Origin of the sequence: Paenibacillus sp. FSL H8-0104 (assembly GCF_038050215.1) — a bacterium.
GTDB lineage: Bacteria > Bacillota > Bacilli > Paenibacillales > Paenibacillaceae > Paenibacillus > Paenibacillus amylolyticus.
In genome coordinates, this window is record NZ_JBBOTC010000001.1 from 4216267 (window position 1) to 4240263 (window position 23997).

At 44.8% G+C, this 23997-nt stretch carries 19 protein-coding genes; 3 read left to right on the top strand and 16 right to left on the bottom strand.

Annotated features, from left to right (window positions below):
• Positions 1-218: 218 nt before the first annotated feature.
• The 3 genes from NST38_RS18690 to NST38_RS18700 all read left to right on the top strand — a co-directional run bounded on the left by NST38_RS18690 (position 219) and on the right by NST38_RS18700 (position 2354).
• Positions 219-1082 (top strand): class I SAM-dependent methyltransferase, encoded by an 864-nt coding sequence (locus tag NST38_RS18690; protein WP_017687801.1) that lies wholly within the window; start codon positions 219-221, stop codon positions 1080-1082.
• Positions 1083-1084: 2 nt separating this feature from the next.
• Positions 1085-1816: an RluA family pseudouridine synthase gene (locus NST38_RS18695; protein ID WP_076250044.1), complete on the top strand. Its 732-nt coding sequence runs from the start codon at positions 1085-1087 to the stop codon at positions 1814-1816.
• Between the two features lie 193 nt (positions 1817-2009).
• Positions 2010-2354 (top strand): MGMT family protein, encoded by a 345-nt coding sequence (locus NST38_RS18700; protein ID WP_036613313.1) that lies wholly within the window; start codon positions 2010-2012, stop codon positions 2352-2354.
• Between the two features lie 107 nt (positions 2355-2461).
• On the opposite strand, the gene NST38_RS18705 is transcribed toward NST38_RS18700, so the two are convergent.
• The 16 genes from NST38_RS18705 to NST38_RS18780 all read right to left on the bottom strand — a co-directional run bounded on the left by NST38_RS18705 (position 2462) and on the right by NST38_RS18780 (position 23673).
• Positions 2462-3973, bottom strand: coding sequence for a DHA2 family efflux MFS transporter permease subunit (locus NST38_RS18705; protein ID WP_076250043.1), 1512 nt, complete (start codon positions 3971-3973; stop codon positions 2462-2464).
• Positions 3970-4416 carry a MarR family winged helix-turn-helix transcriptional regulator gene (locus tag NST38_RS18710; RefSeq protein ID WP_036613308.1) on the bottom strand — a complete coding sequence of 149 codons (447 nt, stop codon included), beginning with the start codon at positions 4414-4416 and terminating at the stop codon, positions 3970-3972. Before NST38_RS18710 ends, NST38_RS18705 begins: the two co-directional genes overlap by 4 nt.
• 275 nt (positions 4417-4691) lie before the next feature.
• Entirely contained in the window at positions 4692-5132 is a 441-nt protein-coding gene (locus NST38_RS18715; protein WP_036613306.1) for a MarR family winged helix-turn-helix transcriptional regulator, read from the bottom strand.
• 228 nt (positions 5133-5360) lie between these two features.
• Positions 5361-7823 (bottom strand): DNA gyrase subunit A, encoded by a 2463-nt coding sequence (gyrA, locus tag NST38_RS18720; RefSeq protein ID WP_076250042.1) that lies wholly within the window; start codon positions 7821-7823, stop codon positions 5361-5363.
• A 12-nt stretch (positions 7824-7835) separates the two neighbouring features.
• A complete protein-coding gene (gene parE / locus NST38_RS18725; protein ID WP_036613300.1) occupies positions 7836-9815 on the bottom strand; it encodes a DNA topoisomerase IV subunit B in 1980 nt (659 codons plus the stop codon).
• Positions 9816-9891: 76 nt separating this feature from the next.
• Complete coding sequence (locus NST38_RS18730; protein WP_036613298.1) at positions 9892-10881, bottom strand: ABC transporter permease; 990 nt, start codon at positions 10879-10881, stop codon at positions 9892-9894.
• Positions 10874-11839 (bottom strand): ABC transporter ATP-binding protein, encoded by a 966-nt coding sequence (locus NST38_RS18735; protein ID WP_036613296.1) that lies wholly within the window; start codon positions 11837-11839, stop codon positions 10874-10876. The genes NST38_RS18730 and NST38_RS18735 overlap by 8 nt, the downstream gene beginning before the upstream one ends.
• Positions 11840-12709, bottom strand: coding sequence for a GDSL-type esterase/lipase family protein (locus tag NST38_RS18740; RefSeq protein WP_036672919.1), 870 nt, complete (start codon positions 12707-12709; stop codon positions 11840-11842).
• A gap of 295 nt (positions 12710-13004) precedes the next feature.
• Positions 13005-13829 carry a CAP domain-containing protein gene (locus tag NST38_RS18745; protein WP_083669591.1) on the bottom strand — a complete coding sequence of 275 codons (825 nt, stop codon included), beginning with the start codon at positions 13827-13829 and terminating at the stop codon, positions 13005-13007.
• A gap of 279 nt (positions 13830-14108) precedes the next feature.
• Positions 14109-14567 (bottom strand): GNAT family N-acetyltransferase, encoded by a 459-nt coding sequence (locus NST38_RS18750; RefSeq protein WP_017687788.1) that lies wholly within the window; start codon positions 14565-14567, stop codon positions 14109-14111.
• Entirely contained in the window at positions 14557-15744 is a 1188-nt protein-coding gene (gene purT, locus NST38_RS18755) for a formate-dependent phosphoribosylglycinamide formyltransferase (RefSeq protein ID WP_076250040.1), read from the bottom strand. Before purT ends, NST38_RS18750 begins: the two co-directional genes overlap by 11 nt.
• Before the next feature lie 252 nt (positions 15745-15996).
• Complete coding sequence (locus NST38_RS18760; protein WP_076250039.1) at positions 15997-17019, bottom strand: NAD(P)/FAD-dependent oxidoreductase; 1023 nt, start codon at positions 17017-17019, stop codon at positions 15997-15999.
• A 62-nt stretch (positions 17020-17081) separates the two neighbouring features.
• Positions 17082-18071 (bottom strand): ABC transporter substrate-binding protein, encoded by a 990-nt coding sequence (locus NST38_RS18765; protein ID WP_076250038.1) that lies wholly within the window; start codon positions 18069-18071, stop codon positions 17082-17084.
• A gap of 131 nt (positions 18072-18202) precedes the next feature.
• Positions 18203-19705 carry an AraC family transcriptional regulator gene (locus tag NST38_RS18770; protein ID WP_179086515.1) on the bottom strand — a complete coding sequence of 501 codons (1503 nt, stop codon included), beginning with the start codon at positions 19703-19705 and terminating at the stop codon, positions 18203-18205.
• Positions 19706-20053: 348 nt separating this feature from the next.
• Complete coding sequence (locus NST38_RS18775; protein ID WP_036613270.1) at positions 20054-21904, bottom strand: ABC transporter ATP-binding protein; 1851 nt, start codon at positions 21902-21904, stop codon at positions 20054-20056.
• Complete coding sequence (locus NST38_RS18780; protein ID WP_036613268.1) at positions 21901-23673, bottom strand: ABC transporter ATP-binding protein; 1773 nt, start codon at positions 23671-23673, stop codon at positions 21901-21903. Before NST38_RS18780 ends, NST38_RS18775 begins: the two co-directional genes overlap by 4 nt.
• Positions 23674-23997 lie beyond the last annotated feature (324 nt).

Genomic DNA, 23997 nt, shown 5'->3' on the forward strand with positions numbered 1-23997 from the left:
TCATATGTGATAATGATTATCATTGTCAAATTAAATTTTTGGTTATCTTTGTTTTTCAGTATATGGCGCACCTCGGATTTCAACACAGCTAAAATACTTCATCCTTTAAGGTCAGATGTAGTACCTTCCTCCAATGATCCCGTCCCCCAACTGGCGTCCAAGCCCTTTTTTGTTGTACAATAGTATCCAAATGACTTTTGAAGGATGGATAAATCATTATGTACGTAGCTAAGAATTGGAAGGACTATGAAGTAATCGATACAGGAGGCGGCGAGAAACTGGAGCGTTGGGGAGATGTGATTTTACGCAGACCCGATCCACAGATTATCTGGCCCCTTGAGCAAGAAACCAATGAATGGCGTCAGGTGCATGGTCACTATCATCGCAGCTCTTCCGGTGGCGGTAACTGGGATATGAAAAAGCCCATTCCCGAGCGTTGGACGATCGGATACGAAAACCTGAAATTCCACATTAAACCTACCAGCTTTAAGCACACTGGCCTGTTCCCTGAACAAGCCGCTAACTGGAGCTGGATGATGGATAAAATCTCCAATGCAGGACGCCCTATTTCTGTCTTGAACCTGTTTGCCTATACAGGCGGAGCAACGGTAGCCGCAGCTTACGCAGGCGCTTCTGTTGTGCATGTGGATGCAGCTAAAGGCATGGTTCAATGGGCTAAGGAAAATGTTCAATTATCCGGGCTGGCTGATCGCCCTGTTCGTTTTATTACGGATGATGTATTCAAATTTGTACAACGGGAACAACGTCGCGGAAATCGTTACGACGCTATTATTATGGACCCTCCTTCATATGGCCGTGGCCCTAATGGAGAGACATGGAAACTGGAAGAGAACCTATATCCTTTCTTGAAGTCATGTATGACGATCTTGTCGGATAATCCATTATTCATGCTGGTTAACTCCTACACTACGGGCATTTCCTCTACTGTTCTGCGCAACATGTTGACCATGACGATGTCTGCTCAGTACGGTGGTGACATTACTGCTGGTGAAATTGGTCTGCCAATTACACGTAGTGGTCTTGATCTGCCTTGTGGTATTCTGGGCCGTTGGGAGTCTTAATCATGTCAGAACATCGGCATGATCACGATGCGATTCCGATTCTGTTCGAAGACAACCATCTGTTAGGTATTACGAAGCCGGTCAATGTACCTACCCAGGAAGATTCATCAGGTGATCCGGATTTGCTTACATTGCTGAAGCAGGATCTGAAAGAACGATACAACAAACCTGGCAATGTTTATCTCGGGTTAGTACACCGACTTGATCGTCCTGTTGGAGGGGCAATGATTTTTGCCAAGACTTCTAAAGCAGCTTCGAGATTGTCCGAGACTGTGCGGGGACGTCATTTCCGTAAAATATATGCGGCTGTTGTACACGGCAAGTTGCCTGCACAGCAGGGAACGTTAAAACACACGCTCCTGAAAGATGCACGTACAAATACCGTTACTGTTGTACCTAAAGGTACGGCTGGCGGTAAGGATGCCGTTCTGGATTACCGTGTTATCGGCGAGACAGATCGTTACAGCCTCGTCCATATCGAACTGCATACCGGCAGATCTCATCAGATTCGGGTGCAAATGAAAGAAATCGGCTGCCCTCTGTACGGGGATCAGAAGTACGGCGCAAGCGTGAATAAACCCGGGCAACAGATTGCTCTATGGTCTGCGATTGCTGCTTTTCCTCATCCAGTTACTAAGGAAGAAGTTATTCTGCAATCTTTGCCTGCAAGAGAATTCCCCTGGGCAGAATGGCCAGCTGCCGTGTACCAAAAAGCTTTTGGACAATCTCTATAATTACGTGTTCAAAAAGACTGGTTTTCAGTACCGATAAGATGGGATTACAAGCATTTTTATCGAACAACCTCTATAAGTGCACAGGATCAGGTTACATCTGTCCATACAACGTGTCGTTCAGATTCTGTATCTGAACGACACGTTTTTTCATATTTTCAGCTATATACCTAAAATACAGAGAGGAGACATCATGATGACCCCGTTTACCAAACAAGTCGTTGCGATCATCGCGGCGATTCCCGAAGGTAAAGTGATGACTTACGGTCAGATTGCAGCACATGCCGGAAGTCCAAGAGCCGCGAGACAAGTCGTACGTATTCTGCACTCGATGAGCCGCAAGGAACGTCTGCCCTGGCACCGTGTCGTCAACGCAAAAGGAGAAATCTCCATACCGGACGAACACTCGCGCATGATGCAGGAAACAGAACTGATTAGCGAAGGTGTGGAGTTTCAACTAAATGGAACCATTAATCTCAAACAGTTCGGTCATGAGCCCGATCCTGTATTTCTTATCGATCCAACGATCCAGCCCGAATAATAAAAGTACTCTCCTCCTATCGCGCACACCAAAAAAAAGAGAACTCAGGCAGTTAGGGTTACCCCTTCGACTGCTAGAGTTCTCTTTTTGGTTTTATCTGATATTCGTTATGCAGTAGCCGTCGTTTTTTCCTGTTCTACAGTAACAGGCTCAACAGCTGGTTTTGTTTTCCGAATAAAGAACGCCATGATCAAAGCAACCACAGTCATTCCGGTAGCCACAATGAATGCATAGTTAACACCGTAAATCGTTGCATCTGCAGTAGCAGCTAACATTGCGGTCTTATCATTTGGATTAACCTGACCCGCAGCCACTGCATCCGCCAGATGTGTTTTGAGCTTACTACTCATTATGGTAACCAGAATGGCTGTACCGATCGCCCCGGCAACTGTACGCAATGTATTGGACATCGCAGTACCATGCGCGTTCAGACGTTGAGGCAGTTGATTCAGACCTGCTGTCTGGATTGGCATCATCAGCATCGACATACCGAACATACGAGCCGTGTAGATAAACATCATGTAGCCGTAGGTAGTATCGATTGCCAGACGACTCAGTCCAAAAGTTGTAATTGCTGTAATGGCAAGACCCGCAACCGAAAGCCAGCGAGCGCCCACTTTATCAAATATGCGACCTGTAATTGGAGACATAATCCCCATCAATATCGCACCGGGCATCATCAGAAGTCCTGATTCAATTGGTGAGAATCCACGAATGTTTTGCAGGAAAATAGGGAGCAGGATCATACCAGCAAACATCGCCATTGTCACGAGCATATTGATAATCGTTGTTAATGTGTACATGTTGTACTTGAAAATACGGAACTCAAGGAGCGGATGATCTGTTGTCAGTTGACGAATAACGAACAGAATCAGGGATATCGCACCTACGACGAGACATCCAATGACAATTGCACTGCCCCATCCATCGGTACCCGCATCACTGAATCCGTAGAGCAAACTACCAAAACCAAGTGTAGATAAAATAACGCCTGGATAATCCAGTTTAGGTCTGGACTGACGTGTTACGTTTTTGACAAAAGCAATACCAATTGCCGTTGCAATAATAGAGAATGGCAAGATGATGTAGAACAACAATCTCCAGGAATAATGCTCAACCACATAACCTGAAAGTGTAGGCCCAATCGCAGGAGCCAGAATCATCGCAATCCCCATGGTTCCCATGGCCTGACCGCGTTTCTCAATTGGGAAGATGGTCAGGAATACAACGGTCATGAGAGGCATCAGGATACCTGCACCTGCCGCTTGAATAACACGACCTACCATCAGAATAGTGAAGGTTGGACTAAGACCACAGACTAACGTTCCTATGGTAAATAGAGTCATGGCTGTAATGAAAATTTGACGCGTTGAAAATTTGGCAATCAGATATGCCGTAACCGGAATCAGTACACCGTTGACGAGCATATAACCCGTAGTTAACCATTGGGCTTTGTTTGCATTGATCGCGAGGTCTTCCATGATTTTAGGAAGCGCTACGTTCATCAGGGTTTGGTTCAGGAATGCCACAAAGGCACCAATTAACAATGCCGCTACAATTGGGCCTTTCTTGATGTTGTCCATCGCTGAGGATGGAGCTGCAGCAGTAGTCGTACTCATATGTTGTTCATCTCTCTTCCTTCTAACTTTTCAATCATTTGACTATGAATTCTAAGTAGGTGCTCAAGGTCTTCCTTCGATATGTCCAGAATGGGTGATACTCTTTCCATCCACAAATGGTGCGTTTCCTGTTGGGCCTGTTCCCCTTTATCCGTAATCTGAAGCTTAACGGATCGGCGGTCAGCATCCGAACGTGTCCGAACGATATACTCGCCTTTGACGAGCCGCTCCACAACAGCGCTCATGGAACTACTGCCCATATGGCATAGCTCAGCCACTTCATTGATGCCAATGGAAGGACGCTCCCTCAGGATGGATAACACCATAAACTGGATCGAAGTCAGCTCGATCTCCTTGTTTTCATTCCAAAATGCTCGAAAAAGCATTTGATTCACTTGGCGGAACGAATTAATAATATAGAATACTTCATACGTATCAGTCATTGTTTCACCCTTTTACTTTTGGAATATAATATTTCGTACACGAAATATCAGGGGAACAATTATTTATTATAACAAAAATATTTACATAGTCAACTCTTTACATATGAATTTACAAAAATAATATTAGGACATACTAACTGTGTTACATCCATGCCTTTACTCAACTAACCTGGACACAGTGTGTAGCATATGTAATTTGTAAATAAAATAACCATAGGGCTCCTGCATGAAACGAGCAGGCATTCCTATGGTTATTCAGAAGAATCAGCATGGTATCATACCGAAGTAGATAAGGCAGGCTCTTTGGTCTTGGGTGTTGTCATTTTGCCTAACAGATATACCAGCAATTGTTGATTGTGCATCGAAATGTTACTGAGAACAGAGTTCATGAATTCATTCCGGATGGTGATTCCCCGCTCTGTCTCCATTCTTCCTTTCTCTGACAGAGATACCCACACAATGCGTCGATCCTGATTATCCCGATTCCTGCGAATCAGATCATTCTTCTCCATTCGATCGAGCAGCATGGTTACAGCAGCTGGCGTAGTTGACAGATAAGGAATCAGATCCGAAGGTTTCATCTTCTGATGGTCTTCAAGTACCTCCAGAACAGCCAGCTGAGCCTCCGTTAATGAGGGTGCCAGCTCTTGATCCATATGCAATTTATAATCTTTGGTCAACCTGGACCAGCACTTGGCAAAATCGGAATTATACATCTTCCATCGCTCCTCTCTGCAACCGGTTATCACTTCACCTGCTTAAGTTTTCGCGCTCCAAAGCCGCATTCCTGCTGCCTTTTTTCAATTTCCTAGCGATCGACCGTAATCGACGAAGGTTGTTAAACTTTGCATGAATGCCCTCTTCTAATCCGCCTTCGAACAACAAAAAAAGACTTCTCGCATGACAGGATTAGCTGTTCTGCAAAAAGTCTCGTTTGTTTGTTTTTATGAAGATGATGCTGGTTGATTCTCATTGAAGTCCCTTAGAAGTTCAACGATCTCGTCCTGTTTGTCCACATGAACGATCAGCTTGCCAATATGTTTGCGCTCTGTAATCGGAACACCTTCCGAAGAGATCGGGAACAATTGGCCTTCTTTGGTCATTACAGTGATCTTACGTTGCTCTTTGCAATAAAACGCTCCAACAATACGGCTACCATTCGGTTTCACACGTTTGCCTTCTTTGAACTCGAATGTGGCAAGCCCCTTGCCTCCACGGCTCTGTATAGCGTAATCCAGAAGTAATGATCGTTTACCATATCCCAGATCGGACAACACGGCAACTTCACCTTCATCTCCTTCTACCCATAGAGCCGATACAACTTCATCTGTATCTCTTAACTGAATACCACGAACACCACCGGATACACGTCCCATTGGATTAACCTCATCCTCTCGGAAACGAATCGCCATGGCTTCTTTTGTAATCAACATAATATCTTGACCACCTGTACTTAGATGTACAGATAACACTTCATCGTCCTTGCCCACTTTACATGCCGCAACTGCACCGGAACGTTTGGTAACGTAATCCTTCAGCTCCGTTCGTTTCACCTGTCCTCTTCGCGTAACGAAGACCAGACTGTGGTTTGGCTCTTCAAAGGATTTCACAGCAAGCACACTTGCAATACGGTCATCTTTCGCAAGGGGAATGACATTCACAATGGCTGTGCCTGGATCTTTCCACTTGAATTCAGGTACCTGGTGAACAGGTAACAGGAAGTACTGACCTTTCCTCGTAAAGACAAGCAAGTTCTCAAGCGTATTTACTTCCAGAACCTGAGCGATATAATCGCCGTCTTTCACACCACTTCCGCTCCGTTCACCACCAGAACGTGTAAAGGACTGCATGCCTGTACGTTTCACATATCCCTCTTTGGATAACGTAACAAATACATCTTCCGCATTCACAAGTACTTCGAGATTAACCTTAAGTTCTTCCACTTCACCCTGGATCGCAGAACGACGGTCTATGCCGTATTTCTCACGAATCTCCATCAATTCCTTGCGGATGACTCCGATGAGCTTGCGGTCACTATCCAGAATGGATTGTAATTGTGCAATCTTTTTCATCAGTTCACCGAGTTCCTTCTCCAGAGAATTGATCTCCAGATTCGTCAAACGGTACAATTGCAACGTAAGGATGGAATCTGCTTGGCGTTCCGTGAATCCAAACATCCACATCAGGTTATTTTGGGCATCTTGACGGTTCTTCGACGCTTTGATGGCCGCAATGACCTCATCAAGGATGTTAAGTGCTTTTACCAAGCCCTCGAGCACATGCGCACGGTCTTGCGCCTTCTCCAGCTCAAACCGGGTACGGAATGTTACAACCTCCCGCTGATGGGCAATGTAAGCCTCGAGAATCGATTTCAATCCTAATTGATGAGGTGCTTTATTCACAATCGCAACCATATTGAAATTATAGGTGACCTGCAGGTCGGTTTTCTTCAGCAAATAAGCCAAAATACCTTGTGCGTCCGCTTCTTTTTTCAACTCAACCACGATTCGCAGACCTTCACGTCCGCTCTCATCACGCACTTCGGCAATACCTTCAACCTTCTTCTCAAGTCGGATGTTCTCCATCGCTGTAACCAGACGAGATTTCACGACCTGATAAGGAATTTCGGTAATGACGATCTGCTGTTTGCCACCGCGCATGTTTTCAATCTCGGTTTTGGACCGGATATAGATCCGTCCCTTACCTGTGCGATAGGCATCCAGAATGCCGTCACCGCCCATAATCAATCCGCCTGTTGGAAAGTCAGGACCCTTCATAAACATCATGATTTCGTCCAGCTCAATCGACGGTTTCTCCATCACAGCGATCGAAGCATCAATGACTTCACGCAAATTGTGTGGAGGAATCTCCGTTGCAAATCCGGAGGAAATACCGCTGACACCATTAACCAGCAAGTTCGGATAACGGGATGGCAATACAACCGGTTCTTTGGCCGTATTATCAAAATTATCCTTAAACAGAACCGTCCGTTTCTCGATATCGCGAAGCATCTCCATCGCGATGGGCGACAAACGGGCCTCCGTATACCGCATCGCCGCTGCCGGGTCATCATCCTGTGATCCCCAGTTACCATGACCGTCCACGAGCATATGGCCCATTTTCCATGGCTGAGCCATCCGCACCATGCCCTCATAGATGGATGAGTCACCATGTGGATGATAATTACCCATTACGTCCCCAACGGTTTTGGCAGATTTGCGGTAAGTCTTGTCAGGCGTATTACCTGAATCGTACATGGCGTATAGAATACGCCGTTGTACTGGCTTCAACCCATCCCGGACATCCGGAATGGCTCGATCCTGAATAATATATTTGGAGTAGCGACCGAAACGGTCCCCAACGACCTCTTCGAGAAAGGCCGGCATAAATTGTTCTGATGGACTCATTCCAAGCACCTTCTATTCTTCGTACTCTGTAAAGTCGACGTTCTCTACAATCCAGCGTTTCCGCGGATCAACCTTATCACCCATGAGCGTAGATACACGACGTTCTGCTTTTGCTGCATCAACAATCTGTACCTTCAGCATTGCACGAGTTTCCGGATTCATTGTTGTCTCCCACAGTTGATCCGGATTCATCTCACCAAGACCTTTATAACGTTGAAGCTCAACATTATTACCGAATTCCTTCATATAATTCGCCAGTTCTTCATCCGTCCATGCATATCGAACACTCGCAAGCTTACCAGACTTACGAGTAAGTTTGTACAATGGCGGCTGAGCAATATATACTTTGCCTGCATCAATTAAAGGCTTCATATAACGATAAAAGAAGGTCAACAGCAACACCTGAATATGTGCGCCGTCCGTATCCGCATCGGTCATAATGATAATTTTGGAATAATTGCTGTCTTCAACTGCAAATTCGGTTCCTATGCCCGCCCCGATCGCCGCTGTAATGGCGCGGTATTCTTCATTTTTGAGAATGTCGGCCAGCTTTGATTTTTCCGGATTGAGCGGTTTTCCCTTGAGCGGCAGAATAGCCTGAATCTTCGAGTCACGTCCCTGTTTGGCAGAACCACCTGCGGAATCCCCTTCGACAATAAATAACTCATTTCGGGTAAAATCCTTTGATTGCGCCGGCGTTAGTTTGCCGTTCAGGTTGGAACTTTCGCTACGTTTCTTGCCTGTGCGCATATCATCACGTGCTTTGCGGGCTGCTTCTCTGGCTCTGGAGGCTTGGACCGCTTTGCGAATTAACGTTTGCGCTACCTGCGGGTTTTCTTCCAGAAACCGTTGAATATTCTCGGACACAACCGAATCCACTGCACTTCGAGCGGAAGCGCTGCCGAGCTGATCCTTGGTCTGACCTACGAACTCAACCTCTGACATCTTGACACTGATGACGGCCATCATACCTTCACGCAAATCATTGCCTTCAAGGTTTTTATCTTTTTCCTTGATCATGCTGGTACGGCGCGCGTAGTCATTCATTACACGAGTATACGCAGCCCTGAATCCGGTCTCATGTGTACCGCCACCCCGAGTAGAGATCGAGTTCACGAACGAAGCCAGCGTTTCGGTATAACCCGCGTTATACTGGATTGCCACTTCGACTTCAATGTCATCCTTCTCCGCATAGAAGTGAATAACATCATGCAGCACATCTTTATTTTCGTTAAGAAAAGCAACAAACTGGCTTGCTCCACCTTCATACATGTATTCATCCTGATTGCCCGAACGTTCATCCTTGAGCACAATTCTCAGACCCGAATTCAGAAAAGCAATCTCCTGAAGACGTTCTGCCAATGTATCATAATTAAATTGAATACCGCTCTGGAACACCCGAATATCCGGTTTAAATGTAACTTTTGTACCTGTCCGATTGGTATTGCCCAACACTTCGAGACCGGAGACCGGTTCACCGACATGTTCAATCCCTTTTTTGTCCTTCCAATACTCGAATCGCTGACGATGAATCTTGCCATCACGGAAAATCTCGACTTCAAGCCACTCGGACAATGCGTTAGTAACTGACGCACCTACACCGTGCAAACCGCCTGATTTTTTGTATCCTGATCCACCGAACTTTCCGCCTGCGTGCAAAATCGTAAACACGACCTGGGGAGTAGGAATCCCTGTTTTATGTATACCTGTCGGAATTCCCCTTCCGTTATCCTGAACCGTAATAGAACCGTCCTTATGCAGCGTGATATCGATTTTGGAGCAGAATTTGGCGAGATGTTCGTCGACAGCGTTGTCGACAATTTCCCATACCAAATGATGTAAACCTGAAGTGCTGGTGCTACCGATGTACATCCCCGGCCGTTTCCGTACCGCTACCAACCCTTCAAGTACTTGAATGTCGTCCGCGTCGTAGCCTGAAGACCCCTGTCCTCCGCCTGTCGAACCTGCCGACATATCGATTTGCTCGACCATTCATGCTCCCCCTTCTTAACTTGCAACTAAAAAAATGCCTAAAATGCAAACAGATGTTTTCTTATCCTTGTCCATTTTAATTCAAGATATCCCGTTTCGTAAAGACAAGGAATGACACAATGAGTGAAGCAATGCCCCAAACACTAAGCACAATAAGGGAAAAACCTAAATTCATACCCTCGATTGGAGGTAACCCGCCAGACAAATAATTCGGAAGTTCGAGGTTAACCATGAACAAATACTTCGCGGTCTGCCAGGACGCTGCCATACTCGTCAAGATTGTTCCTGCAATCAAAGCGGCCATCATGATAACAATACTTGCAGCAGTACTGCGCACAAGCACAGATACCATAAATGCAAGCATAGCCACAATTACACTCACAAACCAGATCAGTCCTGCCTGCATGAGCATATACAGCCACTGGTCTACAGCATGCACTGCCGACATATCGACATCTGTTCCCACAACTTTGAATCCTGTGAAGATTGGCATGTTGAAGCCTTTATAACCAAAGACCGCACCCGATATGACATAACATATAATGTAGGCTGATACCACTATGATCGAAACAAACATAATCAGCGTAATTAATTTACTCAAAAGCACTTTCCAGCGTCTAACCGGACGCGTTAAAAGCATTTTAATCGTACCTGTCGTACGTTCACCAGAAACAAGATCTGAAGCAATAGCCATGATTAACAGTGGAATAAACAATCCAACCGCGTTGTTCATGAACTCCCGCGTAAAGGTGACACCGCCCGGTTCTTTGGGATTGATGTCATTCTCAAGATAATACTGCATCTGCTGGATATATACGGTTCTATATTTTTTGTACTCTTCAGGTACCCGATCGCTACCGAGCGAATTTTGATTGTCTGTGATGGCCTGTTGCAGTTCAAGACGCCAATCGCCGCCAAACTTGTCGCGATTATTCTCCGCAGATTTCATCTGGGCATACGTAAACATCGGTACGAGGACCGCAAGTACAATAAATATAATATAAAGCCGTTTTTTCTTCACCATCTTAATCGTTTCATTGCGGATCAGCGGCATGATATTACTCAATGGATTCACCTTCTGTCATTTTTAAGAATAGTTGCTCAAGCGTAGGCTGAATCCGCTGTACCCCTTCAACCTGTATACCAGCTTGAACCATCTGTTGCACCATATCAGGAATTCGATCTTCGTGCATCTCGGCAACCACAGCGTTGGGACCAAGGCCCGCAACAATGGTATCATCCATCACATCCGCAGGTCGACCTACCAGAGCAATGCCTGCATCCTGCAACATTTTTTTGCCTTGCTCCAGTGGTGAAACATGCCATATAGCCAACTTCGAATGATCTTCAATCAGTTCGCTTACACCTCCAACAGCAAGCACACGCCCAGCACTGATAATGGCTACTCTGTCACAGAGAAGCTGGATCTCACTTAACAAGTGACTGCTGACAAATACAGCCATACCTTCGCTGGCAAGCTGCTTAATAAAGACACGAAGTTCCTTAATCCCTTTTGGATCAAGACCATTTGTCGGTTCATCCAGAATAAGCAGACGCGGTCGCCCAAGCAACGCTTGTGCAATACCGAGCCGTTGACGCATACCCAATGAGTACGTTCTGACTTTATCGTGAATCCGCTGATCCAGACGCACAATATCTACAACTTCCTGAATTCGTTCATTGTCCACACCTGGTTGCATGCGAGCGAAATGCTCCAGGTTCTCCCACCCTGTCAGATATGTATATACCTCCGGATTTTCAACAATGGAGCCTACATACTTCAAAGCACGCTCAGGGTCCCGATTCACATCATAACCACAGACTTTAATTTTTCCTTCTGTTGGTTTGATCAGATCGACCAGCATCCGTATCGTCGTTGTTTTGCCGGCACCGTTGGGACCGAGAAATCCGAAGATTTCACCAGGTTTTACGTCAAATGTAACGTCCTTAATGATCCATTTGCGTCCGATCCGCTTTTTCAGATTCTGTACGGATAGGACGGAATCATACTGCTGCTCTGCCATTTAATTTCCGCTCCCTTCTGCCGGTGTATCTGCCTGGAATTCCTGTGCAATCCGAACTGCAATTTGCTCATAACCTTGTCCGTTGGGATGGAAATGATCTGACGAGAGATACTCCCCCAGATGATTTTCAAACAAATCGAATGTAGGGACCAGTGTCATCTTGTCCTCATTGTTCAAAATAGCCAGTGCAGCATCGTTCCATGCAGCCACCACTGCATTACCTGGCTTCTCCAGTTCCTTCACATCGCCAAATGGATTGTACAACCCTATGTACGCAATCTGCGCATCGGGATTAATTTCTTTGACTTTCTTCAATATCTCTTGAAGGCGCTTCGACGTTTCCGGCAAAGCCGCTGCCAGCTGCTCTGCTGTTGGCGGATCTTCCCCCTGTAGAACTTGTCCTCCCTGGAACAAATCATTTGCGCCGATCGAGAGCAAAATAAAATTGGATTGTTGCAGGACATAACGTACGCCTTGCTCATCGAGTTTTTCCAATAAAGCATCTGTTCTCAAACCGTTTACACCCAGATTATTAAGAACCTGAACGTCATATCCTTTATCTTTAAGCAGATTCCCTGCACGTCTCACAAAACCGAGTCCTTCATCATCGCCCGTGCCTCTTGCCAGAGAATCACCGATGACGGCCATCCGAATCTTGCCATCTTCCACGACAGCCGGTTCCCCCTCGATATCCTTAGATGGAGCAGTTGCCTCCTGGCCTGTAGTTAATGCGGAATCTCCCTCGGGGAAAATCACGTCTTTTATGGCGTAACCAAATCCAAATAACAACAACAAAGTTGCCAAGATGGATACTGTACTGACAGTTCTCCAGATCCATGGTGCTGAATCCAGGCTTTTTTTCTTTTTCATCATCACATCTCCACTCATGTACACCAGTCCGGGTGCTTTATAATTTATAATGACTTTACATTAAGGCGTGTCTGAAAATCCGCTTACTTCGGAGTTTTCAGACACGCCTTAATGATGCTATTCCTAAATAACATAAATGTTCTGTCGTTAATTTGCAAACTTTGGCGCTGCATTCGCAGAATTCATTTTTTATATGTCATTTTACGGAAAAAAGGTTATGCCATACACAGATTTGAACTGTGTACTGGCATAACCTTGTGGAAAAGAAAATCATACTTTCTTCATTATAAATCGATTACTTACCGATAAACTCTTGTGCCCAGTATCCGTTGTAGAAACCTACTCCGATATGCGTAAAGTTTTTGCTCAGAATATTGGCACGGTGACCTTCACTATTCATCCAAGCTGTAACAACTTCCTGTGGTGTTTTTTGTCCTTGGGCAATGTTCTCACCTGCATAGCTGTAAGTTACTCCGAATTGTTTCATCATATCAAACGGAGAACCATACGTAGGTGACTGGTGATCAAAATAGTTATTGTTACTCATATCTTTTACTTTAGCAACAGCTACTTTGTCCAGAAGTGCATCTGAAGTCAGAGCGTTCAGACCTGCTTTAGCACGCTCAGCGTTCACAAGTTTTACAACTTGAGTAGCAAAGTCGGATTGTGTGCTTTCGCTACCATTATTACTTGTATTGTTACCTGTATTACCTGTGTTACCTGTGTTACCCGTGTTTGAAGGATCTTTAGCCGGTGTAGTTTCCGGTTTTTCTTCTTGAGCTGGTTGTGTTGGTTTAGTCGGTTGCTCAGGCTTAGTTGTAGGCTCAGCAGGTTTTGTTGTTGGTTGAGTTGGTTTTGTGGTCGGCTCAGCAGGTTTTGTCGTTTGATCAGGCTGCGTAGCAGGTTTCTCTACAATTTGCCCCTCGGATACGGTGTATCCATTTTGTTTGAGCCATTTCTCAATGTAAGCTTTCAAGCTGTCTGTGCTTGTAATTTTGTACGTTGTGATAGTCTTATATGTTGAATCTGCAGCAGACGCGGAAGCAGGAAGCATTACCCCTACGGCCAGTACGGCTGTCAGACTACTCGTTACGACAGTTTTCATCCATTTCTTTTTCAAATTCATTCATCTCCTTAAGATTAGTTATTACAACTTTGTAATTAATACTCTAGCAGTATATCAATTCGACAGGAGATTGTGAACCTATAAAATATGGAAAAGTAACTTTTTTGTCATTTTTTAGAATGTTACAGATTTTACAAAAGCATAAAAAAAGACATTCGGACTAAAAATGCTAGTCGAATGTCGCTTCACCATCTATTTATCATTCACCACACAAGAATGTGCAGATCAGGATATCATGAGAATTTCCATGCAATAGAAGAAACTTTTTTTATACTATAGAAGAACTTTACTGAACCGATAACCTCTTTTCTGAAAACCAATGTGCTCATAAAAAGAGTACGTTGTTGAAGTCACTTCACGGTTTGCACCCGTGACAAACAGTTGTTTACCACCTTGCTGTCTGCCCCAATCTTCGGCACGAGCCATCAGACGACGGCCAATCCCACCACCACGATGTTCTTGACCTACAATCAGGGAAGTAATTTGTGCGGCAGGTTCTGGATAGGCATGACTTTGCACACATTGCAAGCCAATCACACCAATAATTTGTTCATCCACTTCGGCAACAAGCATGCATGCGTTTGGATTGGTTTCCAAACATTCAATACGTTCCTTCATGACATTGGTTGTTGTCGGATAGCTGACCTCTCGCATCAGTCCCGTTACCGCTTCAGCATCTCGTAGCTCACACTCTCGGATCATCAGTACAGGGGCCTCAACATTATTGGACATGATTTACCTCCACTTTCAGCATATTAGCGGCTTGCACCGCTGTTTTACGAGCTTCTTCAACATCTTGACCAGCACTTAAGGCTACAGCCATTCGGCGTCCTACTTTGGTCTCAGGTTTGCCAAATACACGAATCTGAGTACGAGGAAGAGCCAGTGCTTCTTCAATCCCGCCTACAGTAAAGTCAGATGTTTCATCATTAGCCTTCAGCGTTGCTGAAGCTCCCGGTGTCAACAGATGTACACCTGTGACCGGAAAACCAAGAATTGCACGTACATGCAGCGCAAACTCGGAACTGTCTTGCGTCACCATTGTAACCATACCTGTGTCATGCGGACGAGGAGATACCTCGCTGAACACAACACCATCCGATGTGAGGAACAATTCCACTCCAAACAGTCCATACCCGCCAAGTTCATCCGTGACGGATTTGGCAATATGACAAGCCTGCTGCCATTGCTCTGCAGTCATTGCATGAGGCTGCCAGGATTCGACATAATCCCCATCCTTCTGAATATGACCAATCGGAGGACAAAATACGGTGCCTGATACAGACCTAACGGTAAGTAATGTAATCTCACTGTCAAATTGCACAAAGCTCTCCACAATAACACGAACGGATTTGCCACGAGCCCCCGAAAGAGCAATGTTCCAGCAATCCTCCACGTCGCCCGGTGTTCGGCATACACTCTGCCCTTTGCCGGAAGAACTCATTAATGGTTTAATGACACAAGGTGTGCCAAGCTCACGTACGGCTTCCTGAAGTTGTTCCAGGTTGTCCGCAAAAAGGTAATCAGCTGTCGGAAGTTTCAATTGTTCGGCTGCAAGCCGACGGATGCCTTCGCGATCCATCGTTAGACGTGCAGCTCGGGCAGTAGGTACTACACAAAATCCCTCTTCCTCAAGCTCCAGTAAAGCTTCTGTTGCAATAGCTTCAATCTCAGGTACGATGTAATGAGGTTTTTCTTTACGGATCAATTGTTTCAAAGCTTCGGCATCCAGCATGTCGATGCAGTAAGACCGGTGCGCGACCTGCATTGCAGGTGCGTTCTCATAACGATCAACAGCGATCGTCTCTACTCCCAGTCGTTGGGCCTCAATAACGACCTCTTTTCCCAATTCTCCACTGCCTAGTAGCAGCATTTTTTTGGCTTGAGCCGTAAAAGGAGCACCCCACATGTTCTTTCCAATCCTCCCAAAGAGAAATCTTCTATATCTGTCTCTCTATTTTCGGGGTTTTGGTTAAAGATTGCAAGAGTGCTCCCTATTTTTCTTGTGAATTTTACAAGATTTTTTGTGTTTTTTCGATCAAATTTTACAATTACTGCTCACAGATTCGATACTCCTTCCATTCCTCCCAAAATTAAGGAAATGTCAAAAGAGTAGATTTTAATATTCCAGTGAACATGAATAAGCAAACAAAACCCAAGTTTAGAACCTTGGGATTTGTTTGTTTTTTTCTCTGAAAATTTCATTATGGGAGGAGACGTACGCCATCATGGGAGCATCTGGAGTCAAGTATTTTTTCGCACTATTTACAGCTAAAATCGCATCGTTGAAGGCTCCGGCAATAAGTCTGACTTTGCTATCGTGAGTTGCACAATCCCCTGCAGCAAAAACACCCGGCAGACTCGTCTGTGCATGGTGACTCATTAGAACCATTCCATCGTCCATTTCTAAGCCACAACTGGCAAGATCACTTAAATTGCTTTTATATCCATGACTAACTACGACTTCATCCACATCTAACAATACATTTTCCTGACTCTCCATATGCGTAATTACAACCTGATGGATACGTTCACCATGATTATGAAGCCGTGTGATGCTATATGGTGTTCTGACATCCGTTACATTGTTCATCTCGCTAACATTGCGTTCCATTGCACGAAACTCATTTTTTCGGTGGACGACCACTACGCTCCGTGCAAGTTGAGCAAGTTCAATTGCCCAATCTACTGCACTGTTGCCTCCTCCTGAAATGAGCACACGCTTCCCGGAAAAATGTTCTGGATTTTGCACGGTGTAATGAAGATTTTCATACTCACATTGAATCGGCTCCTGAAGCTCCAATTTCTGAATTTCTGCGATACCGCGGCCTACTGCGACAATAATTGTACGCGTATAGTGTATGTCGCCTTCAGCAGTATACAGAGCCAAAATCTCGTTGTCCAGTCGAGCGAACCGATCTACTTTGCAATTCAATTCAACCGTTGGATTAAAGGTATTCGCCTGCTGAACCAGATACTCAATCAACTTTGAACACTTCATTGGTGGCAGGCCACCCACATCCCAAATAGTTTTTTCAGAATAGGTATGCAGAAAACCACCAAGTTGGTCTTTGCCGTCAATGATCTTAACTCTCATATCACGCATCCCGGCATAAAAGGCCGCATATAATCCCGCCGGTCCGCCTCCGACGATGGTTACATCATAGATATCTTCTTCATTCATTTTAAACACACCTTGTTAATTTAGTTATGAATTCGAGATACATGTAACTTTACCCGTTTGCTTTATTTGTTTTTTGCTTCAAAAGCAGCAACAATATCATCAATGACATATTCATCGGCAAGTGGAGACATTCCCAGATTGAACCATTCCTTGCCACCCACCATATAGACGTGGTCCTGCTTAACTGCTTTCAGATTTTTCCATAACGATGAAGATAACATATCTTCAAATTTCTTTTTAATTTCCGGATTAGTCTCATCATCCAGCTGAACGATCAGATGATCTGCGTCGTATTCAGGCAGTACTTCCAAGGATACGGACATGGCAGTTTGATCTTTCGGGAAATTAGGAAGTGGATTCATTCCCAATCGTTTATGGACAAAGTTTCCTCGGTCAAGGTTCTCCCCATGAAGTACGATTTCTTTTTCCATCACTCTAATGTAGAGAACAGTCTCCTCACCAATCAGCTTATCCAATTTGGCAGCAGCTACCTTCTCCTTATCCACCAAATCCTGAATCACCTTTTCTGCCTGTTCTTCTTTGTCCAGAATTTTGGCCATATCCCGCAGTTCATCGCGCCAATCATCACGCTGTGGCAAAAGTACGGTAGGTGCAATCAGAGTAAGCTGATCATAGTCCTTTTTGGACCACCAGTCAGGGGCGATAATCAAATCCGGAGCTGCCTCCATCAGGGCTTCAAAGTTAGGCGTTCTTCCTATTCCCATTTTCATCGTGTTTGCAAATGGCTCTTGCAAGTAAGAAGGAAAATCCTCATGGTAGTTCTGTACAGCAATGGGTACGATGCCAAGTGAATATAAAAATTCTGGATATACAACGGACAAACCAACTATTTTTTGTGGGTTCACCGGAATTTCAACTTCTCCCATTTCCGTAGTCACTTTTTTTACCTGACTTGTTTCTGTTGTTGAAGAATTGGCGGTACCCGCTTCTTGTCCCTCGCTCGAGGATGCTTCGTTGCCTGCTGCACCGCAAGCCGAAATAATGAGCACCAACATCATGGTGCATAGTACCGTTAACCATCTGAATCTCATTCTTTATGTACCCCCTATATGGCATTTAGTTATGACAACGTCTAATTAATAATAATTATCATTATCATTTGATATAGGAGTAAGTATATTAAAATATGTTCAGGTATGATATTGACTATTCAGACTTTTTGCTATGGACGATCTTGCCATAACTTTAATATTTCATCCAACATAAGCTCATGAGTAAACGCAGTGTAGTCCAGCAGGACGCTCGACAAAAGCATATCCATTCTGCCTTTCTGTACCGCTAACAACGCAAGCCATTCTTCAGACTTACGCACAGCAGACCATGTCTGCCTGGATGTCTCATCATCACCCACAATCAGTAATATTCTTTCGATGTTGAGAACAGATAACTCCTTAATGGTCACTGTGCCCCGTTCCCAATAAGTCTCAGCTCCTTCGGGACCCTCCATTTGCATATCAACGTAAAAAACGGAAGCAATGCTCCTTGGGCCTAACATCTGCAACGCTTCACCATAAACTTTGAGTACAACTAATCTGTCTTTTCGTATGAAATCTGTAAGCTGATTCTTAATGATCTTTGCTTTCTCTTCATATCTTTGAAGCCACACCTCTGCAATATCCGACCTGTCCAAAAAGCTTGCAACATATCTCAAATGTTCTCTCCAATCGCCTTTTCTCCACGGGAGGTCACACACAGGAGCAATGGAATGAAGCTGTCTTTGCAAATCCGCAGACTCCGTCCCAATCGTAATAATATAATCAGGTTTAACTAATCGGAGCTGTTCCAGCCAGGTGGTCTCACTCTCTGCGAGTGGCATAACTTTGTCCGTTTCATATTTACGTCGGTAATAGTATGTCCACGGATGACTTGCCGGCGCGGCACAGGGAATGATCTGCAATGCGAGCAGTATACCAATGCTCACAGAATGAATTGAAGCAATTTTTTGTTTGCTATTACGTATAAACGCTGCTGGTGGAATGCCAGAGATTTGCTTGAATTTACGCCGGAAATACGTCTCATCCTGATAACCCACGTACGATGCCACATCCTTGAGTCGATAACTGTGATCATTTCTCATTAAGATCTGGGCTTGTTTAATTCGATATAGCGTTAAATAGTCAACAGGACTGTAACCATACCTTTTCTTGAATAAACGCATGAAATGTCGAGGGCTCATTCGTGCCACATTTGCTAATTCCTCAATGGTTAATCTCTTCGAATAATTCTGCTCCATGTAACCTTTGACATGTTGAATTGGTGAAGCCAGGTCCGTCTTTTCGGTAAAGGCCACGTCGTAAAACATGGTGTACAATAGTTCCTGAAAACGAATCTGACCATAGTACCTTTGCAAACCATCCTTCTTCAATGTGTGGTGGTAAATCATCTGACATATCACGCCAACAGCAACGGGTGAAGATGAGCTGACCTCGCCATTCACTTCATTACGTAAAAGTTGCTTCATCATTTCAAGGGCTGTTGCACCCTCCTGCTCCAGTGCGTACATGACATCAAAACTCATGTGATACACGCCTCGTTCATCCAACGAATGCACATTTGCCTCAACCAGTTGCCCCGGGAAGCCTACGTACAGTCCGCCCGCCTTTAATTCAATGAAACTGCCATCTATCTTTAACCACCCTTGCCCACTGGCTACAAATAATAACATGTATGTTTCAATGAAGTGTTTCCTCAGAAGCCACTCCGTCGCAGGATCACTTGTATAATTCACGTGAAGGAGCCTAAAATTCATATGATCCAGGTGATCCAAATGCTTTGCATTTATTTCGTTGTTGTCCATCTGCATTGATCTCCCTCCAGCCATGAACGATTGTATTGATTTCATTCTTCAAAAATATAACATACCACACTAACGAATAAAAAAAACACTCCGGCTATCCTCTAACCTGTCTTCAATGAATAAGATGCACTTATTATTGAAGGATCAAGCTAAAAAACACCAGAGTGTTATAAGTTCATATGTGTTCAGACGCTTCACAGGCGTCCGAAGGTTTCATCACAAAAATCTGTATTGAGCTTCTATTAATCCATTGTAGACGCCTTGTTTTTGGATAAGCTGCTCATGGTTACCCTCTTCTTTAATTTCACCATGATCCAGGACGATAATGTTATCTGCATTCCGTATGGTTGAGAGACGGTGAGCGACCATAAAGGACGTTCTTCCCTGCAACAGCACCTTCAACGCTTCCTGGATTTTAAGCTCTGTCTCCGTATCAATACTGGCTGTAGCTTCATCCAGAATCAGTATGCGTGGATCAGCAAGCAACGCACGGGCAAAGGATAACAGTTGTCGCTGTCCCATGGATAATACGTTCCCGCGTTCCTCTACTTCGGTATCGTATCCGCCAGGCAGCTTCATGATGAACTCATGTGCATTGACTGCTTTGGCTGCATCCTCCACCTCTTCATTCGTTGCGTCCAGTCGTCCAAATCGAATATTGTCACGAATCGTACCCGAGAAGATGAAGGTATCCTGTAATACAATGCTGATCTGGCTGCGTAAACTCTCTACCGTTACATCCCGCACATCCTGTCCGTCAATGGTGAGACGTCCGCCGGATATATCATAGAAACGACTGATCAGATTGATGATCGTACTTTTACCTGAGCCCGTATGACCAACAAGTGCAATCGATTGTCCCGCAGCCGCTGAGAAGCTGATCCCTTTCAGCGCCTGTCTGCCCTTCTCGTATTCGAACACCACATTTTCGAATGCGATATCTCCTTTAATAGAAGGAAGTGGCTTGGCACCTGGTTTATCCGCAATACTTGGTTTTTCATCCATGAATTCGAAGATACGCTCCGATGATGCCATTGCAACCAGCAACTGATTGTACATCTGTCCCAGACGGTTGATTGGGTCCCAGAAGTTGCCGACATAGTTGGCAAAAGCGACAAGTAATCCCACGGTCAACTGACCTTCCTGAATCAGGTAAGCACCAAACCAGAAAAGGATTAACGTACCGAATCCGCCGGTAATCTCAATCAGCGGTCCAAAGCCCTGGTTCATCGCTGATGCTCTATCCCATGACTTTTTGCTGGACAGGTTCATGTTGTCAAAATATTTCATGTTCTCTTTTTCCTGTGTGTAAGCCTGAGTCACTCGAATCCCCTGAATGGATTCATTCAAGTGGGAGTTTATCCGAGAGTTCTTCATGCGCACATCCTGCCAAGCCCGACGGATCAGCACCCGCAGTTTGGTCGAGATGATAAACATGATTGGCACCGTAATGATCACGGCAAGACCCAGTTTCCAGTTAATCAACAGCAAGATCACAATGATCCCGAGCAACTGTACGCAGTCGATCATGACGTTAACTGCACCGTTAGTGAATAGATCCTGAAGGGAGTTAATATCATTCGTAACACGTACCAGTACGGAACCTGCCGGTCTTTTGTCAAAGAAGTTAAAGGACAGCTTCTGGATATGCTTGAACAGATCCGAGCGAAGGTCATAAATAACACGCTGTCCGATAATGTTTGTCAATTTGATCCGGTACGTATTGGCAGCCCACTGGATGAGATACAACACAAATATGGAGCCTGCAATAAGATAAAGCATAGTCATGCTTGGCAACCCCGTTGCCGGTGCGATGGCACGGTCAATCGCCAGACTGATCAGAAAAGGTACGGACAATTTTGTAATGGTACCCAAGATCATCATTAGAATAACGAGTGGTAACAGTTGTTTCGCATAAGGTTTCATGTATGCAAATAAACGTCCAAATTCTTTCCAGTTAAACGGTTTTTCAATAATTTCATCATCCTGATACACAAATCGTTCATTCAGTTTCTTCTCAGAGGCCACTTTTGCCTCGCGCCTGTCTGCTATCGTTTCGGCACTCATGAATTCACCTGCTCCCCAGCCTCCCGCTTACCGCGGGCAATATAATCTGCATATTGAATTTTATAAACATCCTGATATGGTCCAGGCACTTCAATGAGTTCGGTATGTTTACCACGTTGTACCACGCGACCTTCATCGAGCACCAGAATCTCATCTGCATGTCGTAGTGAAGATATCCGGTGTGCAATAATAAATGTCGTTCTGCCGCGCATAACTTCCTGGAAACCGGACTGAATCTCGTGTTCTGTCTCCATGTCCACGGCGCTGGTTGCATCATCAAGTACCAGAATTTTTGGATTTTTCAGCAAAGCCCTTGCAATCGCAATCCGCTGTTTCTGTCCACCCGATAAACCCATACCGCGCTCACCAACCACCGTGTCATATCCGTCCGGGAACTCCATAATGAAGTCATGAGCCTTGGCCAGCTTGGCTGCACGGATGATCTCATCCATGGTGACGTTCTTAAGCCCGTAGGAAATATTATTACGAATGCTGGATGAGAAAAGGAATGTTTCCTGGAAAACAGAAGCGATCTGACTCCGCAAACTGCGGATGCCTATGTCTTTAATGTTTTTGCCATCCAGCTTGATCGTTCCTGAGTTCACGTTATAGGCACGCATCAGAAGCTGAATGATGGTCGATTTACCTGACCCTGTTCCCCCGAGGAAACCGATTACAGAACCGGGTGCAGCGTCAAAATTAATATCGGTTACTGCTGGCATTTTGTTGCCGTAGGCAAAGGTAACGGATTCAAATGTCACATGGCCGTTCACCTGGTCTGCCTCAACAATGACTGGATCTTGCGTTTCTTCCACATCCACTGGCGTATTCAGCAGCTCGAGCACCCGTTCACCTGAAGCTTTGGATTGCGTATAGTTGTTGATATGGAACCCAAGGTTCCACATTGGACCGATTATGTACCAGATCAAACTGAAAAAGGCAACGAGTTCACCGAGTGTCAGCGTCTTCTGTATAACCATTCTTCCACCGATCACCAGCAACAGCACGATACTCACCGAAGCAAGAATCTCCATGATCGGAAAATAGCGACTCCACAATGTTGCGGCATGAATCTGATTTGTTTTGTAACGCTCATTACGTATGGAGAATTTCTCCACTTCATAAGGCTCACGTGCAAAGGATTTTACCGTACGTACGCCAGTAATATTCTCCTGTACCGCTGTTGTCAGTGAACTGAGCGCCAGCCGCATCTCCTGAAACGCAGGGTGAATTTTGGATTCGAATCTCAGCGCAACGAAGGCAAGTAATGGGATGCATATGAGCGTGAACAGCGTAAGCTGCCAACTCATGGTCATCATCATGATTGCGCCAAATACGACCATGAAAACCATGTTAAGAATCTGGGCGAAACCAAATCCGATAAAGTTACGGATGGCTTCCAAATCTCCCGTGAGGCGGGACATCAGATCACCTGTCTTGGCCGTATCATAATAACGGAAGGATAAAAATTGAAGCTTTTCGTAACATGCATTACGAAGTCTGTACGCCAGGAAGTTACCCAAGCGTCCTCCAAAAAAGCCATGTAAAAACTGCATTCCCGCTTTCAAAATAACTACACCTAACACAGTCAAGGCAATTATGGGAACGTCTTCAAAAGTTCGCGGAACAATGATGTCATCAATCAGTATCCTCAGCATGTACGGATACACCAACCCAAGTGCGGTCGCTAAGGCGAGGAACAAGATTGATACAAATAAATACGTTCGCTTTTCCCAAAAAAAGGTTTGCAGTTGCCTAAGAACATCCATGTTTCTCCTCCTCTTATGTCGTTCAAAAATACTATGAACATTTATGAAGTTTATCACCGTACCCCATTCGCGGCAAAGCGAATAACAGACCATATTCTGCCTGCTTTCAGCTTATTGACGCATTAACGAAGGTAAATACCCACCTTTCAATCAAATGTTTGAATATTCTCTTTATTTCAGGTTGTTCGTACCAAAAAAAGGCTCCCTATATGCCTTTTCGGCAGGGGCCCTTTTGGGTTGGATTTTCGCAACATTTTCAATGTGTTGCTGTATCATTCATTTTGTTTTACAAAGACTTCCAGAGAATACGCGTTATGCCGTGAT